At 45.2% G+C, this 17,540-nt stretch carries 17 protein-coding genes and 1 other RNA gene; 2 read left to right on the forward strand and 16 right to left on the reverse strand.

Translation table 11 applies throughout. The annotated features are described in order from the left end of the window. Positions 1–20: 20 nt before the first annotated feature. From copA to csoR, 3 genes are all read right to left on the reverse strand, one after another. Positions 21–2,432: a copper-exporting P-type ATPase CopA gene (gene copA, locus P3L57_RS16645; protein ID WP_059292552.1), complete on the reverse strand. Its 2,412-nt coding sequence runs from the start codon at positions 2,430–2,432 to the stop codon at positions 21–23. A gap of 83 nt (positions 2,433–2,515) precedes the next feature. After that, entirely contained in the window at positions 2,516–2,725 is a 210-nt protein-coding gene (copZ, locus tag P3L57_RS16650; RefSeq protein ID WP_044159112.1) for a copper chaperone CopZ, read from the reverse strand. 75 nt (positions 2,726–2,800) lie between these two features. Then, the gene (csoR, locus tag P3L57_RS16655) at positions 2,801–3,103 is read right to left on the reverse strand and encodes a copper-sensing transcriptional repressor CsoR (RefSeq protein WP_024122845.1); all 303 of its coding nucleotides are present in this window, start codon (positions 3,101–3,103) and stop codon (positions 2,801–2,803) included. A 157-nt stretch (positions 3,104–3,260) separates the two neighbouring features. Between csoR and P3L57_RS16660 the strand changes: the two genes are divergently transcribed. Then, positions 3,261–4,307 (forward strand): oxidoreductase, encoded by a 1,047-nt coding sequence (locus P3L57_RS16660; RefSeq protein ID WP_069486923.1) that lies wholly within the window; start codon positions 3,261–3,263, stop codon positions 4,305–4,307. Positions 4,308–4,341: 34 nt separating this feature from the next. Here P3L57_RS16660 and azoRB read toward each other — a convergent pair whose 3' ends face one another. The 8 genes from azoRB to P3L57_RS16700 all read right to left on the reverse strand — a co-directional run bounded on the left by azoRB (position 4,342) and on the right by P3L57_RS16700 (position 11,090). Next, positions 4,342–4,968: an FMN-dependent NADH-azoreductase AzoRB gene (gene azoRB / locus P3L57_RS16665; protein ID WP_059292700.1), complete on the reverse strand. Its 627-nt coding sequence runs from the start codon at positions 4,966–4,968 to the stop codon at positions 4,342–4,344. A 161-nt stretch (positions 4,969–5,129) separates the two neighbouring features. Beyond that, positions 5,130–7,028: an FUSC family protein gene (locus P3L57_RS16670; RefSeq protein WP_069486922.1), complete on the reverse strand. Its 1,899-nt coding sequence runs from the start codon at positions 7,026–7,028 to the stop codon at positions 5,130–5,132. 135 nt (positions 7,029–7,163) lie between these two features. Further along, entirely contained in the window at positions 7,164–7,820 is a 657-nt protein-coding gene (locus P3L57_RS16675; protein WP_059334899.1) for a GntR family transcriptional regulator, read from the reverse strand. Positions 7,821–7,826: 6 nt separating this feature from the next. Next, positions 7,827–8,774: an EamA family transporter gene (locus P3L57_RS16680; protein ID WP_069486921.1), complete on the reverse strand. Its 948-nt coding sequence runs from the start codon at positions 8,772–8,774 to the stop codon at positions 7,827–7,829. A gap of 93 nt (positions 8,775–8,867) precedes the next feature. Next, positions 8,868–9,257, reverse strand: a complete 390-nt coding sequence (locus P3L57_RS16685) for a YvaD family protein (protein ID WP_044159117.1) — start codon at positions 9,255–9,257, stop codon at positions 8,868–8,870. A gap of 1 nt (position 9,258) precedes the next feature. Next, complete coding sequence (locus P3L57_RS16690) at positions 9,259–9,612, reverse strand: DMT family transporter (protein ID WP_059292545.1); 354 nt, start codon at positions 9,610–9,612, stop codon at positions 9,259–9,261. Between the two features lie 15 nt (positions 9,613–9,627). After that, positions 9,628–10,182 (reverse strand): TetR/AcrR family transcriptional regulator, encoded by a 555-nt coding sequence (locus P3L57_RS16695; protein WP_069486920.1) that lies wholly within the window; start codon positions 10,180–10,182, stop codon positions 9,628–9,630. A gap of 113 nt (positions 10,183–10,295) precedes the next feature. Continuing rightward, complete coding sequence (locus P3L57_RS16700) at positions 10,296–11,090, reverse strand: SDR family NAD(P)-dependent oxidoreductase (RefSeq protein ID WP_059353554.1); 795 nt, start codon at positions 11,088–11,090, stop codon at positions 10,296–10,298. Between the two features lie 472 nt (positions 11,091–11,562). On the opposite strand from P3L57_RS16700, the gene P3L57_RS16705 reads away from it, so the two are divergent. After that, a complete protein-coding gene (locus P3L57_RS16705; RefSeq protein WP_044159121.1) occupies positions 11,563–11,763 on the forward strand; it encodes a hypothetical protein in 201 nt (66 codons plus the stop codon). Between the two features lie 1,027 nt (positions 11,764–12,790). Here P3L57_RS16705 and ssrA read toward each other — a convergent pair. The 5 genes from ssrA to secG form a co-directional block, all read right to left on the reverse strand. After that, positions 12,791–13,152: a transfer-messenger RNA gene (gene ssrA / locus P3L57_RS16710) on the reverse strand. 174 nt (positions 13,153–13,326) lie between these two features. Then, on the reverse strand, positions 13,327–13,797 hold the full coding sequence (gene smpB / locus P3L57_RS16715; protein ID WP_069486919.1) for an SsrA-binding protein: 471 nt from the start codon (positions 13,795–13,797) through the stop codon (positions 13,327–13,329). A gap of 142 nt (positions 13,798–13,939) precedes the next feature. Further along, positions 13,940–16,276, reverse strand: coding sequence for a ribonuclease R (gene rnr / locus P3L57_RS16720; RefSeq protein ID WP_044159122.1), 2,337 nt, complete (start codon positions 16,274–16,276; stop codon positions 13,940–13,942). A gap of 18 nt (positions 16,277–16,294) precedes the next feature. Beyond that, positions 16,295–17,035, reverse strand: coding sequence for an alpha/beta hydrolase (locus tag P3L57_RS16725; RefSeq protein WP_044159124.1), 741 nt, complete (start codon positions 17,033–17,035; stop codon positions 16,295–16,297). A gap of 131 nt (positions 17,036–17,166) precedes the next feature. Then, entirely contained in the window at positions 17,167–17,397 is a 231-nt protein-coding gene (secG, locus tag P3L57_RS16730) for a preprotein translocase subunit SecG (RefSeq protein WP_003220028.1), read from the reverse strand. Positions 17,398–17,540: the final 143 nt, after the last annotated feature.

Consider the following 17,540-nt stretch of genomic DNA (forward strand, 5'->3'; position numbering starts at 1 on the left):
AACCGGCAAATCACCGGTTTTTATTTTACTTTTTGCAGACGCAGCGCATTCAGAACAACAGATACAGAGCTAAAAGCCATTGCCGCCCCCGCTATCCATGGCGCTAAAAATCCAAGGGCCGCGACTGGTATGCCGAGACTGTTATAGCCAAGCGCCCAGAATAAGTTTTGTTTAATGTTTTTCATCGTAAGTCTGCTCATACGGATGGCGTCCGCAATACTGTTCAGATCGCCGCGAATGAGCGTTATGTCCGCTGTTTCCATCGCGATGTCGGTGCCTGTTCCAATTGCCATCCCGATATCCGCTGTGGCAAGCGCGGGTGCATCGTTGATTCCATCACCGACCATTGCCGTCTGGCGTCCTTCTTTTTGCAGGCGGGAGATTTCCGCTGCCTTTTGCTCAGGAAGGACCTCAGCAATGACGCTGTCAATTCCAGCTTCCTTTGCTATCGCTTCTGCCGTTCTGCGATTGTCCCCGGTCATCATGATGACATCCAGACCCATCTCTTTCAGACGGGTGACTGCCTCCCGCGACGTGTCTTTTATCGTGTCGGCAACCGCTACAAGCCCCGCTGCTGCTCCATCAATGGACACGAGCATCACCGTTTTTCCTTCTCCTTCAAGCTCCTCCATCCGAGGAAGAAAAGCCTCATGCTCAATCCGTTCGCTCTCCATTAACCGTCTTGTGCCGACGAGTATCGTTTTGCCTCCGGCTTCGGCTGAAATACCAGCGCCTACTTTCGCTTCAAAATGGGTCAGTTTCGGTATCTCCAGCCCTTTATCTTTCACACCGGCAACGATCGCTTCGCCGAGCGGGTGTTCCGAGCCCGTTTCAGCTGCTGCTGCGAACCGGAGCAGCTCTGTTTCTTCAAAGCCATCGGCCGGAATGGCATCAGTCAGCTTCGGCTTTCCGTTTGTCACTGTTCCGGTTTTATCGAGAACAATGGTATCAAGGCGATGTGTTTTTTCTAAATGCTCTCCGCCTTTAAAAAGAATGCCGAATTCAGCCGCCCGTCCGGATCCTGCCATAATGCTTGTCGGGGTGGCAAGGCCCAGTGCACATGGACAGGCGATGACGAGAACCGCAATAAACTTGCTGATCGCTTCAGCAAAATCACCTGGAGACGCCCAAAGATACCAAATAAGGAACGTGAGGACGGCGATCCCCAATACAATTGGCACAAAAATACCGGAGATCTGGTCGGCGAGACGCTGGATCGGCGCTTTTGATCCTTGTGCTTCCTCCACAATTTTGATGATATGAGAAAGCGCTGTTTCTTTCCCGACGTTAACAGCCTTGATTTTCAGGAAACCGTTTGCGTTCACAGTCGCTCCTGTCACGCTGTCACCGGGAGATTTGTCAACGGGAAGACTTTCTCCTGTAATCATGGATTCATCTACAGCCGAGCGGCCTTCCAGCACCTCTCCATCGACAGGAATTCGTTCGCCTGGTTTGACATGAACAACATCACCAACAGCCACTTCATCTATCGGGATGATTTGCTCCTGTCCGTCTCTTACGACCGCAGCTGTTTTGGCTTGCAGCTTCATGAGCTTTTTAATGGCATCTGATGAGCGCCCTTTCGCCTTCGTTTCAAACAGCTTTCCTAACAAAATGAGCGTCAGCAAAATCGCGCTTGTTTCATAGTAAAGGCCGTCAGTATGCCCATGGGAACCGAGGCTTCGAATCGTAAGATAAAGACTGTAAGCATAAGCAGCCGTTGTTCCGAGTGCAACCAATACATCCATATTGGCGCTTTTATTTCTGAGCGCCTTATATGCGCCGACGTAAAACGGCCAGCCGATCAAAAACTGCACCGGGGTCGCAAGGGCAAATTGCATCCACGGATTGAGGAATAAATCCGGCACCCAAATGAATGAAGTAAATGTAAAATGGCTCACCATCGCCCACAGCAGAGGAAATGACAGAATAGCTGAAAAGATCAGTCTCGCTGTTTGCTGCCGTTCTTCTTTCTTTTTGGAAGCAGCGGCTTCGCTATCCTCATCGCCTTTCAGCTTAAGTTGATATCCGAGCTTATCAACGGCTTCTTTAAAATCGCTGACAGCCGCTTCTTTTGGGTTGTATTCAACTGTTACAGTTTCTAAAGCAAAGTTCACCGGAGCATTTGTAACGCCTTCTAATTTGCTAAGCCTCTTTTCAATCCGATTGGCGCATGCCGCACAGGTCATGCCCTCGATATCAAACTCAGCTTTTTCCGTTACGACGTGATAACCCAGTTTTTCTATTTTTTCTTGGATTGCTTCTGTTCCTGTTTCAGCAGGGTCATAGGTGACATTTGACGTTTCCGTCGCCAGATTCACATTGGCATCCGTGACACCAGGCATCCGCTTCAGGCCTTTTTCAATTCTTGCGGCACACGCCGCACAAGTCATACCAGATACTTGCATCGCAATTTCCTTTTGCTCACTCAATACACTCACTCCTTTATATACACCCGGGGGGTATATAAAAATGAAAGAAATATCGCGCCTTGATGAAGGCGCGATACCGTGAATCAGTTGGCTACATCATAACCTTGGTCTTCTATCGCATCCGTAATGTCTTTGACTGACACTTTGCCGGCATCAAACGTGACATCAACTTTCCCCGCTTCAAGATTGACATGAACAGCACTAACTCCGTCAAGCTCTCCCACACTCGTTTCAACTGCTTTGACGCAGTGCTGACAAGACATGCCTTCAACTTGCAATGTTTTTTGTTCCATATGAAATCCTCCTGTTTATTCGATCTGTTTTCATCCTACCATACCCCCGTAGGGTATTACAATAATAAAACATCATTATTTCGCTAATTTTTTAAATACGTCTAATAGCTCCGAAATGGCTTGATCCCCGTCTCCGCTTTTGATGGCGTCTGCTACGCAATGATGGGCGTGATCTTCAAGCAAGTGGAGAGCCACTTTTTGCATTGCCGCCTGAACAGCTGAAATCTGCACTAGAATGTCAACACAATATCGATCGTTTTCCACCATATTTTGAATGCCTCTGACCTGGCCTTCTATCCGTTTCAATCGGTTTGTAATTTGATCCTTTTCTTTCGAGCTTTTATGGTTTAATGCTTTATGTTCATTATGCTTCTCCATGCGCACACCTCTGTTTCATATATTAATTCCCATTATACTGATTGTCCAAACCGTTGTCTAAGCTTGCGGCGGCAAAAAAATTCACTATGCAGGTTTTACCTGTTGAAGATAAGGGTATATACCTTTATCAATGCACTTTTAAAAGGGGAGAAGAAAAGTGAATACGATACAGGTAGGGATATTAGGGTACGGACTGTCAGGCTCGGTCTTTCACGCGCCGCTGCTTGCCGTTCTGGATGAGTATCATATCAGCAAGGTGATGACATCGCGAACGGAAGAGGTGAAGCGTGATTTCCCTGATGCCGAGGTAGTGCATGAGCTTGAGGAGATGACAAATGATCCGGCAATTGAGCTTGTCATCGTCACCACTCCGAGCGGCCTCCACTACGAGCACGCATTGGCATGCATTCAGGCGGGCAAACATGTCGTTATTGAAAAACCGATGACAGCCACTGCTGAAGAAGGGGAGAAATTAAAAAAAGCGGCCGACGAACGAGGCGTCTTGTTAAGCGTATACCATAACAGGCGATGGGATAATGACTTTTTAACAATTAAGAAACTCATTGATGACGGGTCTCTAGAAGATATTAATACATATCAGGTCTCCTATGACCGATACAAACCTGAGGTTCAAGCAAAATGGCGGGAAAAAGAAGGTGCTGCCACCGGTACGCTGTATGATCTCGGCTCTCATATCATAGACCAGGCACTGCATTTATTCGGCATGCCTAAAGCTGTAACCGCAAAAGTCATGGCTCAAAGAGAACATGCTGAAACCGTTGATTATTTTCATCTGACAATGGATTACGGCAAGCTCCAAGCCAATCTATATGGCGGATCAATCGCCCCGGCAAACGGTCCGCGTTATCAAATTCACGGACAGCAATCAAGCTTTATCAAATACGGGATCGACGGACAGGAGGATGCCCTCAGAGCCGGGAAAAAACCGGAGGATGACAGCTGGGGTGCGGATGATCCCGAGTCTTACGGTCAGCTGACAACTGTTCATGGCGAGAACAAAAAAATAGAAACCATTCCATCAGTTAACGGCTCTTACCTTGCCTATTACCGCAAAATAGCAGACAGCATACGCGAAGGCGCGCCGCTGCCTGTCACAGCTGAAGAGGGAATTGATGTCATCCGGATCATTGAAGCGGCTGTGAAAAGCAGTGAAGAGAAACGGACCATTTCGTTAGAACAATAAATAAAGCCTCCCTTTATACAGGGAGGCTTTTTCATTAGAATGTTTTTCCTGCTTCTTTTGCACGGGCAATCGCATCTTCTTTGATTTGCTGTGCTTTGTCAGGCTCTGCATTATGACCCTCTACGAAAATGCCATCGAAGGATGGAACGCCGAAGAAGTTCATCATGATGCCAATGTAACGGTGGCCCATTTCCATTTCAGCCGCAGGGCCTTCTGAATAATAGCCGCCGCGCGCTTGAATGTGAATCGCTTTTTTATCAGTTAACAAGCCGACAGGACCTTGTTCAGTATATTTAAAAGATTTTCCTGCTACTGCAACTGAATCAAGGTACGCTTTCATCACCGGCGGGAATGAGAAGTTCCATAATGGTGTGACGAACACATATTTATCAGCAGATGCAAATTGATCGCTAAGCTCTCCTAAACGGCCCACTTTCGCTTTTTCGTTCTCAGAAAGTGCATCGCCGGACTGGAGTTTGCCCCAGCCGCTGAATACATCAGCATCAATGTGAGGAATGTTTTCTTTGTACAAGTCGATATGTACAACTTCATCCTTTGGATTTGCTTCTTTGTATGATTCGATGAACGCTTTACCGGTTGCCATGCTGTAAGAAGTCGCTTCATCATGCGGGTGAGCAGTGATATACAATACTTTTGCCATTTTTACCAGCCCTTTCAATTTTAAAATTACACATCCGTTATTATCATTCAGACGCGTCATGATTATTCTTTATCTCTTAAACCTTATTATAGGTGCAATAAAAATTGCTTTCAAGTAAAATATCTCGAATTAAAGATTTTTTTCAAATCCGTACGAACAGCTTACTTTTCATAAGCTGTTCGCAAACCTGTATACAATGTGTAGAGCTCCCCGCTGATTCGCGGATAATACGGAAAACGCGGCACTTCTATAACAGCGGGCGGCAGTTTCATCAATACTGATTGCTCGGCCTGTTCAAAAAACGCTCTCAATTGGTTTATTTCTTCTTCAGAAACCGGAGAGGGCGGTCGGTGATGGGCTTGAGCCGAGAGCAAATAATAACCTAAGTGCTGTACTCCAGAGATCGCCGGCCACAGCGTATCCGCTTTCGCTTTTGGAAAATCTCCAAGTGCTTTATCATATGCATCCCGAAGCCTGACTAAGCCCACTCTAAGCTGATGTCCGTCTATTTGGTGTCCGGCTAACAGTTTCTCCATAAACTCCCCTTCCAGCCTGATCACTTCCCTCATGTATTCAGGCAGGCGTTTTGCTGAAAAACGTCTCCACAAAAGCATCGTTCCCACTAGGCCAATTATGCTGCCGACAGCCACATCGGTCAGCCTCGCCGCTATAAAATAACCAGCCCCCAAGCCGCCATGCATGCTTTCTGTGATGACAAGCGCGTTTGCGGTCAGAAAAGGTACGGCCAAAGCATAATTGCGGACAATCAGCATTTCAAGAAGGAATTGAAGCATTGTGATGCATAAAGCGATATACACGCCGGATGGCTTAAAGAACAGGATCGCCCCTGCCAGCATCACGCCTATTACGGTTCCTGCCGAACGCTGAATGGCTCTTTGCAACGTAAAGACAACAGTCGTGCCCAGCATCACCGCCGCTGCCGAGAGCGGAATCCAGTAAGAACGGTGAAAACCGAAGGCATTGGCAAACAAAGCCGCCCCAAACAGCACAATCCCATACTTTAATGCCCGAATCAAAACAGGTGACTCCCAGTCAAAGGCATTTCTCAGAAAGTAATAGGAGGATGGCAGCCGGCTTGACTCCGCGTCCGATGGATCATCATTCCGCCGTGAAGCGATACTCAACACCTCGTTGATTTCTTCATACAGCTTCCGGGCTGGCTCCGCTTCATCCTCCTGAATAGGAAACGCATCGGAAACACGAGATTGCCCCAGCATGTCGGCAGTTTGGCGAAGTGCCTTTGCGATCTGCGCCTTATCTGCGTTTGGTGTTTCGGCAGAAAAATGAATGATTGAGATGAAGAGATCATCCGCTTTTTCCAGCAAGCGGATAAAACGTTCATCATGAGGCGATTTTCTCCATCTATTCCCTTTGCCGAGCACCGTTTGACGGGCTGTTCTCAGCATCAGCACGGTCTGATGCTGCGCGTTATGAAAATCAGGAGTTCCGACATCGGAAAGGCAGGATGCAAGCTGGCGGTATGTTCTTTTCAGCACTGTATTTTCCGGTCCATGCCTGTTATTGATCCAGCCAATCAAGGCGATTCCTGTGGCGAAAAGCCCGCCGGCAAATGTCAGTCCCGCTCTGAACAGAGCTTCTGAAGGATCTGCCGGCAAACCCGAGCTCACCAAAAAGGCAAGGACAAAAAACATCGGTGCCGGCCCTTGTATCCCAAGCGCGCCAAAAATAAACATTGCAGCTGCCCCGATAAGCCCCAGAACAGCCGCCATGCTCCAGAAAGTCCCTGCCAAAAGCGTCCCTAATCCAAACGATGCGGCGATCCCCATTGAAACTAACAGCAGCTTCAGAATACGTTTCGTATACGATTCCCCGCCTGCATATAAAAAAACAAAACCGCCGATGCTAGCGGTCAAACCGAAATCCGTGTGTCCCGACAATGCGCCGACAAACACAGGAAATCCTGAAGCGATGCCTGACCCGATTGCCTTTTTCCATGGGAAAGGGGTTGCATGAATGCGAAAGGCATCCTTGACAACACTTGGCACTGTTCTTCGATTTTGATCAGAAGACTTGTTCATATTACATAACCCTCTTTAACGACATGATGTTGGTCTCTTCCCGTTTATTCGCCATAGTATGCCCAGAAACAGACTCATCTTCTCATTGGATATGCTCTCATTAAAAAAGACAGAGACATATCTTCTCTGCCTTCATTACACAAGTTTTTTCGCAATGTCATGCATTGGTTTAATCCAGTTGCTGTATGTCAGCTCAGCCGCCTTTTTCCGGTCTTTCTCCTTATATGCCTGAATGATTTGGTTATGTTCTTCAATTGAATTCTGCGGAGACTTGAAAAAAAGGTACTCAAGCCGAAGAATATGCATGTGAAGAACTGAGGTAAAATTGCGGATATATTCATTATCAGCCGCCTCAATGATCACATCATGAAACGCTTTATCAATGCCAAGCACTTCATAGATTTCGTTTCGGTCAATTGCCGCTTTCATTTCGTGATTGATGGCTGTCAGCTGCTCTATATGAGACGATTGAATGTTTTCAATTGCCAATTCGGCAGCGGCGGACTGGAGAGACGCCATCGGCGGATAGACTTTGAAGACATCATTTTTTTCAATCTGTGAAATTCTTGTTTCTTTCCCCGGAGACATTTCAACAAACCCCTGCATCTCTAATAATTGCAAAGCCTCTCTGACCGGTGTTCTGCTGACGCCTAGCGCTTTAGCCAACGCATCGTCATTCAATTTTTCTCCGGGCACAAGCACTCCTTCCACGATCCACTTTTGAATTTGCTCAAAAGCAAGCTTTTTGGCAGTCTGCCGTTTCGGCTTCGGGGCATTTGACGGTATCGGCACAAAGCATCACCTCTGAATATGGGTTTGGTTTTTTAATGCTGCCGTTTTGCCGGCACTTTTCTTCTGTGAAAGGACAAAAATCATGACTAAAATGCATGCCGCTCCTGCTGCTTGAAACAACCCAAAGGACACGCCAAGCCAAAGAATTGAAGACGCGACTGCAGCAACCGGCTCAGTGCATCCCAGCATGCTCGCTTCTTGCGGGAATAAATATTTCAAACTTTCTAGGTACATGCAGAATCCCAATAACGTTCCGAAAATAACAATAAAAGCGACCGATGCAATTCCAGAAACCGTCCAGCCTTCTGCCTGTACAGCCCAAGGCGGATGAATAAAACTCATGCCGACGCCCCCGATCAGCATCCCCCAGCCAATGACGAGAGCCGACCCCCATGTTTTCAAAAGAGAACTGGAATACAGCGTATAGAAGGCAAGCGCGCCAGCAGAAAGAAGACCCCATACAACAGATAAAGGAGAAACTGTTAAATTGCTGATGTTTCCATTTGTCAGCAGCAAAAAAGTGCCTGATAAAGCCAATAATAGCCCAAAAAAATCGGAAAACTGAAATGAATTCTTTTGGGTCAGAAGCAAATACAGCATAATCAGAACAGGCGCTAAGTATTGAAGCAGCGTGGCCACCGCTGCGTTTCCGGTTCCGATTGAAGCTAAAAATGTATACTGAACACCAAGCATGCCGGCAATCCCGAAAACAATAAGCTGGACAGCCGCTTTTTTATCTTTCCATATGCCCCAAACTGCCCTCCTGTTTTTACCGGCGGACACAATAATCAGCACCAACAGGCCTGATAACAGTAAACGTACCGTTACAAGCCACTCCACCGATACATCACTCGTTTCAAATAAATGCTGGGCAACCGTTCCCGATAACCCCCAAAACGCAGCTCCGACAATCACCATTAAAAAGCCGTACAACCGTTGTTTCTGAGTCGCCAACGTATATCCTCCTGACATGTAATATGCAATATATTACATATTATATCATTTTACTTTTCAGAAAACAAAGTGTTTTCAAAAAATAAAACAGTGCTACTCGCACTGCTTAGATAAAAGTCTGTGAATAAAAAATAAAGGATAAATCAAAAGGTATCCATTAAACAGCCACCATGCAAGATCAAAATCCCCGCTAAATGTCCAGAATGATAAAGCCTGAAGGCCTGAACAGAAGGTCAGCACAAGAGAAATCAGCGCCATCTGCCTCCATATTGCTCTTTTGACGCGCTGCAAATACAAGCTGTACAAACCAGTAATGGAGATTAAAATATCCAAGGGAAAAAAGGACCAATTCCAGGCGATCATAAACGGATCTTGATAATGTTTAAAGGCCCAGCTTTCCGGCATTAATGAAAACCCGGCAGACAGCCAGTACAATATAAAACCGATATCCGTCACGAGAAAGAACAGTTTCATCACTCTCATATTACTGCTCACTTTTATGTACCGTTTGAGACTCCGCCCCTTGATCGATCAGGTTTAAAGACACAACACCGGCAATAATCAGCCCGATTGAAATCAGTTTCATGACACTTATATTCTCTTGAAAATACAAAAACCCGACAACTGTGATCAGGACAATGCCCATCCCCGACCAGACAGCGTAAGCAACAGATACATCGATAGATTTGAGCGTAAGCGTCAGAAAGAAAAGACTCCCGCCATAAAAAAACATCAATAGCACACTCGGCAGAAGCCTTGTAAAACCCGCTGAAAGCTTCATACTGACCGTTCCGGCAACTTCAAATAAAATGGCCAAACATAAAAACATCCATTGCACGCGCCACCAGCCTCCTCATTTTTCTGTTATGCCGTTACATAATACATCTACAATTGATTCAAGAACCTCTCCTGTCGTGTACTGATGTTTGAGCGGATAATCAGGATCATACACTTGGTTGATACTGCCTATATACATTTGAACCAATAAATTAATGTTAATGTTTCTGATCTTCTTTTGCTCCCTGCACTCGTTTAACAATCCAATAACAACAGACCATTCTTCCTTCATAAACGTGTCTAATTTGAGCCACGCATCGTAATGGGATTTCTTCAGCTCTTGTAATAACCCCATATTCAGCAGCTCCATTTCCTTTGGAAGACCGATCAGCATTTGCTTCACCTTTTCAAGAGCATCTAGGGTCTCATCTTCATAGATGCTCTTTTCCATTTGCTTCATCTCTGTGATAAACTGCGCCACGACGGCCTCCGCAAGCTGATCTTTCGACGGGTAATGCGCATAAAGCGTCCGCTTGCTTGTTCCAAGCGCTCCCGCCAGATCGTTCATTGTAAATGAAAAACCTTTCTGTCTGATCAGGCGAATGGTTTCCGCCAATATTCTTTTTTCCAAATCAATCACCTCGCTTTCGGTACTACAAAAACTTTTTTGGTACCAAAATTATACGACAGCAGGTTCTGGAAATCAATACAATAAAAAAACCTCTTCCCAGAGGGAGAGGTTTACTAAAAGACGCTGCGGACCAAGCCGCCGTCCGCCCGAAGTGCCGCGCCATTAATCGCGGAAGATAGCGGGCTGCTTAGGAATGTAACAAAGTGAGCGATTTCTTCCGGCCGGATCAGCCTTTGGATAATTGAAGTCGGACGGTTTTCCTTCATAAAACGGGCCTCAGCTTCTTGAACAGTCAGGTTTTCACCAGGATAAAGAGAGTTCAGCATTGTTTCCACTCCCTCTGTTAAGGTTGAACCCGGCATGACTGTATTTACCGTTACATTTGTGCCGGTTGCCAGCTCCGCCAAGCTGCGGGAAATGGAAAGCTGCATCGTTTTCGTCGCGCTGTAATGGGCCATTTCCTGAGAAGGCATGATTGCCGCTTCACTGGCAATAAAAATCACCCGACCTTCTTTCTTCTCTATCATTTTGTGTAAATACTTGCGTGTGAGCCTCACACCGCTCATAATATTCACTTCAAAAAATCGGAACCACTCATCATCGGGGATATCAAAATACTCTGCCGGTTCAAAAATCCCTAAATTATTGACCAAAATATCAACCTGCGGATATGCCTGAAACAGATCATTGCAGCCTTCTTCGGTTCCAAGATCAAATGCGGCCGGATAAAACACAGCCTCTGCATGCTGTGTTTTCAAATCGTCTATCGTCTGATTCACTTTTTCTTCCCGGCGTCCGTTAATGATAACCGCCGCGCCTTCTTCCGCTAACGAAGCGGCAATCGCTTTGCCGATCCCCGACGTTGAGCCGGTCACCAGTGCGGTTTTGCCATGTAAATTCAATTTCATTCATTCATCCCTCCGTTTTTGTTTCCTCTTATTTATTAACAGAAATGCGATTGGTAAAACATCTGCTGTAAAACCAGTATGAAACAGCTGGGATTCAAATGGAAGTACGCACTTTTTGGTGCCTGTTATACGAAAAAAAATGAAGCAGAACCTGTAAAAGGTACTGCTGGATAAGGGAAACGACATTCTTTATACCATTAGACATATGACAAATTACTAATTTTCAAGTAAATATGGGAATTTACCTTTCCATTTGCGATAATAAAACTAATATGTGATGGGTAAATAGGCGAATAAGGATAGGGCATTTAACCAACAGCATTCAGCCTTACTTTATTAACCGACGTGCAAGCCATTTCACCCTCAAGCGATTTTTAAACCGAAGAAAATGGGTACTTTGGATAAGCGGTATAAGTAGACTCTCTGCAAGTCTGCTTTATTTTTTTCTCATAAATAAACGAGGTGAAAATCAATGAATGGTATAGAATTTTTAGAATCTGTGTCGCAATTTGGACAAATCATTTTATTATTCTCCGGCTACGCCCTGTATTGGAGATTAGGTAAAACAAAAAGAGAACGAAGACTTACAAGATATGAAACTTTTCTTAGGTTCTTTGTAATGTTCGGCATATTGGCATGGGCGTTTTCGTTTCTTGCTTTGCATTTGTGGTAATCTTCTGTCGATATTTGACTTATTATGATTAGAACCCTTCTTTTGAAAAATGTATGTTGCTTTTACCATTTCAAAAAAGGGGGTGTTCACACATGTTGAATAGATTGTTTTTTCCGGCGTCGGTTTTCTTTCTTGCTATTGCGACAATAGCACCAGCAGTTCAGCAACCCAATTGAATCCGGAGGATGGTTAAGATGGCTTAACTGAAGAACAAGTTAAAAAATCTCTAGCAGAAGTTGAGTACATCTTTACTAAGATTTTAGTTTTTGACAAAGAGACGGGGTATACAGTCAAAGAGGATGGGCTTGAAAAGTCTCCTTATACTGCAGGTCAAAAAGATGGTATGATCGCTTTCGCTAATTATATGAATAAGGAATATAATTATACGAATGTCAAAATCAGTAGTGTTCAAGGATGTTTGGAAGATGCACTTAACTTAAGTAAAGGTGCTTTGAATCAAGTTCATGCAACACTGTGTATTTACTAAAATCCAGTGAGTACGCAGTGCCCGACAAGCTTACATAACCTCCTTTGTTCTTTTTCATGTGTACAGCTCCCCTAACACTATGTCCCAAACCTCCCATACCATCTCAATTGCATCTCCCGAATAATTGGGATTAGGGATAAAATTCACATGCAGATTCAGAGAGAGCCGATAGAGTAACTGTCTCTTTTAAAAGACATAAAAATGGCGCTGAAAACACAGCGCCAGTAAAATCAGATTATAGGATTTTTGGTTCTTTTTACGATAGCATAGCGACTAGCACAATTGATAGACGCTACGAAAAATACCTTAGAAAATCAGGGGTGATCCACGACTTCAGACATTCACATGCGTCATACTTAATCAATAAAAAATGCAATCCATTGGTCATCGCATTGAACAAGTATAGTCACCTTTATCCGTCTACACAAATGACGTTATTGGCTTCATGGAAAATGAAAAATTTTAAAAGTGTTACCAAAAAGTAACCGCAGTGCCCTCGAAAGCTTTAGAAGCCTTGATAGCACTGCGGTTACAAAGTATGTATGGAGACGGTGGGAGTCGAACCCACGTCCAGAAACATCGATTACTTAAGCGTCTACGAGCGTAGCCTGCATATTTGTGTTTTCACTCATCTTCTTGCCTGCGGGCGGGCCTTCCGAGAGCTAGTCTGTTTGTCTCTTCTTACGTTCTCAGACGGGAACGCAAGCGTAGCCTACTTGGATGTGCTCTTCACAGACACATAGGCAATGTCAGGAAGAGCTCGCTGCGCTTATTAGGCAGCTAATGCTACGTTTTGGTTAAAACTGTTAGTTTTGCCAGTTATATTTAGTGCGTGTTTACGAGATCGCCTCTCGGCTCGCAGCTCAAGCTCGATCCATCCCTGTCGAATCCGTAACGTCCCCTTGTTATAAGGGAAATACGGGAGAAATATCAAGCTCTCACTCAAACTGGCTACATTCCTATTATAACATGATCACGGCTCATTTCAATTGACAAATTCTTCAAGAAAAGACCGTGTCATCTCATCGTGGAACCAGTATAGCACATGCTGGATTTCAGTATCAAGCGTTATGCTTTTAGAACCCTTTTTGACTGTCTCTGAACGCTCTTTCAATTTCACGCTTCGCATCCTTGCGCTTCAGATCTTCACGTTTGTCATAGTTTTTCTTCCCTTTACCCAGACCGAGAAGCACTTTGGCAAAGCCGTTTTTCAAATACAGCTTGAGCGGAACGAGAGAATAACCTTTTTCCTTCGTTAAGCCGACCAGCTTGTTAATTTCCTTGCGGTGCATTAACAGCTTTCTCGTCCGGAGCGGATCGTGGTTATAGCGGTTTCCCTGCTCATACGGGCTGACGTGCATATTGTGGAGAAATACTTCTCCCCGTTCGATTTTGGCGAAGGAATCTTTAAGATTCACGCGGCCGGCGCGAATCGCTTTGATTTCTGTTCCTTGCAATACAATGCCTGTTTCATATGTTTCTTCTATAAAATAATCGTGATTGGCTTTTTTATTTTGTGATAATACTTTTCCTGACCCTTTCGGCATGCCAGAACCTCCTCTCACTAAGGAAAAACTGTCGACCTTTGCGATACGCTCTATTTTACCAAATGTCACGCATGGCTACAATGAAAAGCTGTTTCCGAAAGAAAGCAAATAGAGCACTGCGCCCTATTTGCTGGTTGAGCTGCTATTTCTTCTTTTTACGTTTCTGCTTCGGTGCGTTTTGAAAGCCGCGTTTTTTCTTTTTCTTCTTCGGCTTTGTGAACCACTCCCCTTTTTCCTCGGAAGGAGCAGGAGATACAGGCGTATTTGTGCTTAACACGCGTTTTCTGGCAGGTTTTCCGCGTTTTCGACTGCGGCTGTCCATTTCTCTCGGACGGCGCGGGGTGCCTTTCATACCGACGATTTCGAAGTCAATATTGCGCTCGTCTTTATTGACGTCAACGACTTTGACTGTAATTTCATCTCCGATACGGAACACATTCCCCGTCCGCTCGCCGATCATCGCAAAATGCTGCTCGTCAAAGCGATAATAGTCATCTGTCATAAAGCTGACGTGGACGAGTCCTTCAATTGTATTCGGCAGCTCGACAAACATCCCGAAGTTTGTCACAGAGCTGATCATGCCGTCGAATTCTTCACCGATTTTATCAAGCATATATTCCGCTTTTTTCAGATCATCTGTTTCACGCTCTGCGTCAACTGCACGGCGTTCCATTGATGAAGTATGTTCAGCTATATCCGGAAGCCGTTCAGCCCACTTCTCCTGTGTCGCTTCATCGACCTTGCCGTTGATTAAGTACGTTCTGATCAATCTGTGGACGATTAAATCCGGATAACGGCGGATCGGCGATGTGAAATGGGTATAGAATTCCGTTGACAGGCCGAAGTGCCCCAAGCTTTGCGGGTCGTATTTCGCCTGCTTCATGGAACGTAGCATGACAGTAGAAATCACTGTTTCCTCTGGTCTGTCACGAACAGCGTCAAGAATGCTTTGCAGCGCGCGCGGATGAATATTTCCCGCCGTTCCTTTTACAACATATCCAAATGTTGTCACAAACTCTAAAAACTTTTGCAGTTTTTCAGCATTAGGCTCTTCGTGTATCCGGTAAATAAACGGAACGTTCATCCAATGGAAATGCTCTGCAACGGTTTCGTTCGCAACAAGCATAAATTCTTCAATCAGTTTTTCGGCGACAGATCGTTCTCTGATCACAACGTCTTTGACCGCGCCTTCTTCATCGACAAGCACCTTTGCTTCTTTAAAGTCAAAATCCACGGCGCCGCGGTTCATCCGCTTTTCGCGAAGAATTTCTGCCAGCCGCTCCATGTCTTTGAACATCGGCACGAGCGGTTCGTACTTTTGCTTTAATTCTTCATCATCATCAACAAGAATCTGATTCACATCGGAATATGTCATTCTTTCCGTTGTTTTGATGACGCTTTGGAAGATTTCGTGCTCTGTGACTTCTCCCCGACTGTTGATGGTCATTTCACAAGAAAGTGTGAGGCGGTCAACCTTCGGATTTAATGAACAAATACCGTTTGACAGTCTGTGCGGAATCATCGGAATCACACGGTCAACCAAATACACACTCGTTCCTCTTTCCATCGCTTCTTTGTCGATCGGCGAGTTTTCAGTCACGTAATGGCTGACGTCGGCAATGTGAACGCCAAGCTTATAGCTGCCGTCATCCAGTTTTGTCACTGTAACCGCATCATCCAAGTCCTTCGCGTCCGCTCCGTCAATGGTGACAATGACCTGGTCACGGAGATCACGGCGGTCTTTCAGGTCTTTTTCATCAATCGTATCAGGCGTGCTTGTCGCCTGTTCCATTACATCGGCAGGGAATTCACCCGGCAGCCCGTGCTTATGGATGACTGATAAAATATCAATGCCCGGATCATTTTTATGGCCGAGAATGGATTCAATCTCACCCTCTGCATTCATTCGGCCTTCAGGATAGCTGGTCAGCTTAACAACCACCTTATGCCCTTCAGCCGCGCCATTTTTCCCGCTATTAGGAATGAAGATATCGCTTGTGATTTTTTTGTCATCCGGAATGACAAAACCAAAGTTTTTTGTTTCTGTATAGGTTCCGACTACCCGCTGAATCGCTCTTTCTAAAATGCGAATGACGGTACCCTCTTGTCTGGAGCCGCTTGACTGCGAATTCAGGCGTACCATGACGATATCGCCGTTCATAGCTGTATTCAGCTCATTAGGCGGAATAAACACATCGCTTAACGACGTATCCTCAGGCAGCAAAAAGGCAAATCCCTTCGGATGCGCAGAAAGCTTTCCTTTAATTAAATTCATTTTTTCCGGAATGCCATAGCGGTCGCTTCTCGTCCGCACGATAAGCCCTTTTTCCTCCAGCGCAACCAGCGCTTTGACGAGCTCTTTAAATTCCTCGGCATCCGTAATCTGTAACATCTCCTCAAGTTCCTGAACAGTCAGAGGCTTGTACGCCTCTTCCTTCATAAACGAGAGAAGCTTATCCATAAATGCTTCTTTTTCCATAATCCGACCTCCTGTTGGTTACCAATCCAGCTTCTCTAAAAATTCATACACATCTTGATGTACGATGTCCCGTTCCTTGTCCAGCGTGATAACATGGCCTGATTCCTCATACCATTTCAGCTGTTTATCGTCAGTTTCCACTTCATTGTAAATAATATTGGCACTTTCGGTATTAATCATGTGATCATGACGGGCTTGCACAACAAATGTCGGAGAATAGATCATATCGACATTCTTTCGCACATCGGCAATCAAGTCTTGCAGCGCCTTAAGGGTATTCATCGGCGTTTTTTCAAATTCCTTCATTTCCTCTTCTATTTGCTCCGGGCTTTTCCCCTCGAATTTTTTGTAATTGCGCGCGTAGGAAAGGACGCCCTGATACATGACCTCTTCGCTTTTAATATGCATTGGCGCGCACATTGGAACAATTCCCTTTATGGGTACAGTGTAACCCAATTTCAGCGAAAAAACCCCGCCAAGCGACAGTCCGCATGCTGCAATGTCCTCATAGCCTTCAGATTTTAAATATTCATAGCCATCCATGACGTTTTTCCACCAGTCTTCAGGCCCCGTATGTACCAATTCTTCAGGCGGAACGCCGTGTCCTTCATATTGAGGCGCGTGGCACGTATAGCCCCGTTCATTCAAATAACGTCCCAGCATTCTCACATCCGCTGTATTCCCTGTAAAGCCGTGCAGCAAAAGCACCGCTTTGTCTCCGCCTTTAAATGTAAATGGTTTTGGTGTCACAACTTTCATGCTCATTTCTCCCTTTCTTTCTGCACGATCATTTTAGTTTTCCACAGTTTGATCAGAAAAAAACGCTCTGAATAACAGCCAGAAACGTGAAAAAGGCCTGACTTTACATCAGACCTTATACAAACATTGCCCTATAGGATATAAGCAAGCGCAATCGTCAACACGAAAAACAAGACTGCCAGCACAACCGTAATGCGGTGCAGAATCAAATCAAGACCTCTTGCTTTTTGTTTCCCGAAGAGCTGCTCCGCTCCGCCTGAAATCGCACCAGATAATCCGGCGCTTTTACTGGATTGAAGCAAAACGACAATAATAAGTGCAATACTGACGATAACCAATAAGGTAATCAAAACCGCGTGCATCCCTTACACCTCCAGACTCACTGGCCTACATTACTTCTATTTTACATGAAAAGGTTTGCCATGTCACGCCGTATCAGACGCCAAAAGACCGGATAAGACATTTTGTTTTGGTTAGCCTATTCGTATGAATTGAGCGAAAAGGG

Origin of the sequence: Bacillus sp. B28, from assembly GCF_029536185.1 — a bacterium.
GTDB classification, from domain to species: Bacteria; Bacillota; Bacilli; order Bacillales; family Bacillaceae; genus Bacillus; species Bacillus halotolerans.

Bases quoted from the DNA above. Each gene is read 5' to 3' on its own strand.
- copZ (WP_044159112.1), bottom strand. From the start codon at position 2,725: ATGGAACAAAAAACATTGCAAGTTGAAGGCATGTCTTGTCAGCACTGC.
- csoR (WP_024122845.1), bottom strand. From the start codon at position 3,103: ATGGAGAAGCATAATGAACATAAAGCATTAAACCATAAAAGCTCGAAA.
- azoRB (WP_059292700.1), bottom strand. From the start codon at position 4,968: ATGGCAAAAGTATTGTATATCACTGCTCACCCGCATGATGAAGCGACT.
- P3L57_RS16670 (WP_069486922.1), bottom strand. From the start codon at position 7,028: ATGAACAAGTCTTCTGATCAAAATCGAAGAACAGTGCCAAGTGTTGTC.
- P3L57_RS16685 (WP_044159117.1), bottom strand. From the start codon at position 9,257: ATGAGAGTGATGAAACTGTTCTTTCTCGTGACGGATATCGGTTTTATA.
- P3L57_RS16700 (WP_059353554.1), bottom strand. From the start codon at position 11,090: ATGAAATTGAATTTACATGGCAAAACCGCACTGGTGACCGGCTCAACG.
- P3L57_RS16705 (WP_044159121.1), top strand. From the start codon at position 11,563: ATGAATGGTATAGAATTTTTAGAATCTGTGTCGCAATTTGGACAAATC.
- smpB (WP_069486919.1), bottom strand. From the start codon at position 13,797: ATGCCGAAAGGGTCAGGAAAAGTATTATCACAAAATAAAAAAGCCAAT.
- rnr (WP_044159122.1), bottom strand. From the start codon at position 16,276: ATGGAAAAAGAAGCATTTATGGATAAGCTTCTCTCGTTTATGAAGGAA.
- P3L57_RS16725 (WP_044159124.1), bottom strand. From the start codon at position 17,035: ATGAAAGTTGTGACACCAAAACCATTTACATTTAAAGGCGGAGACAAA.
- secG (WP_003220028.1), bottom strand. From the start codon at position 17,397: ATGCACGCGGTTTTGATTACCTTATTGGTTATCGTCAGTATTGCACTT.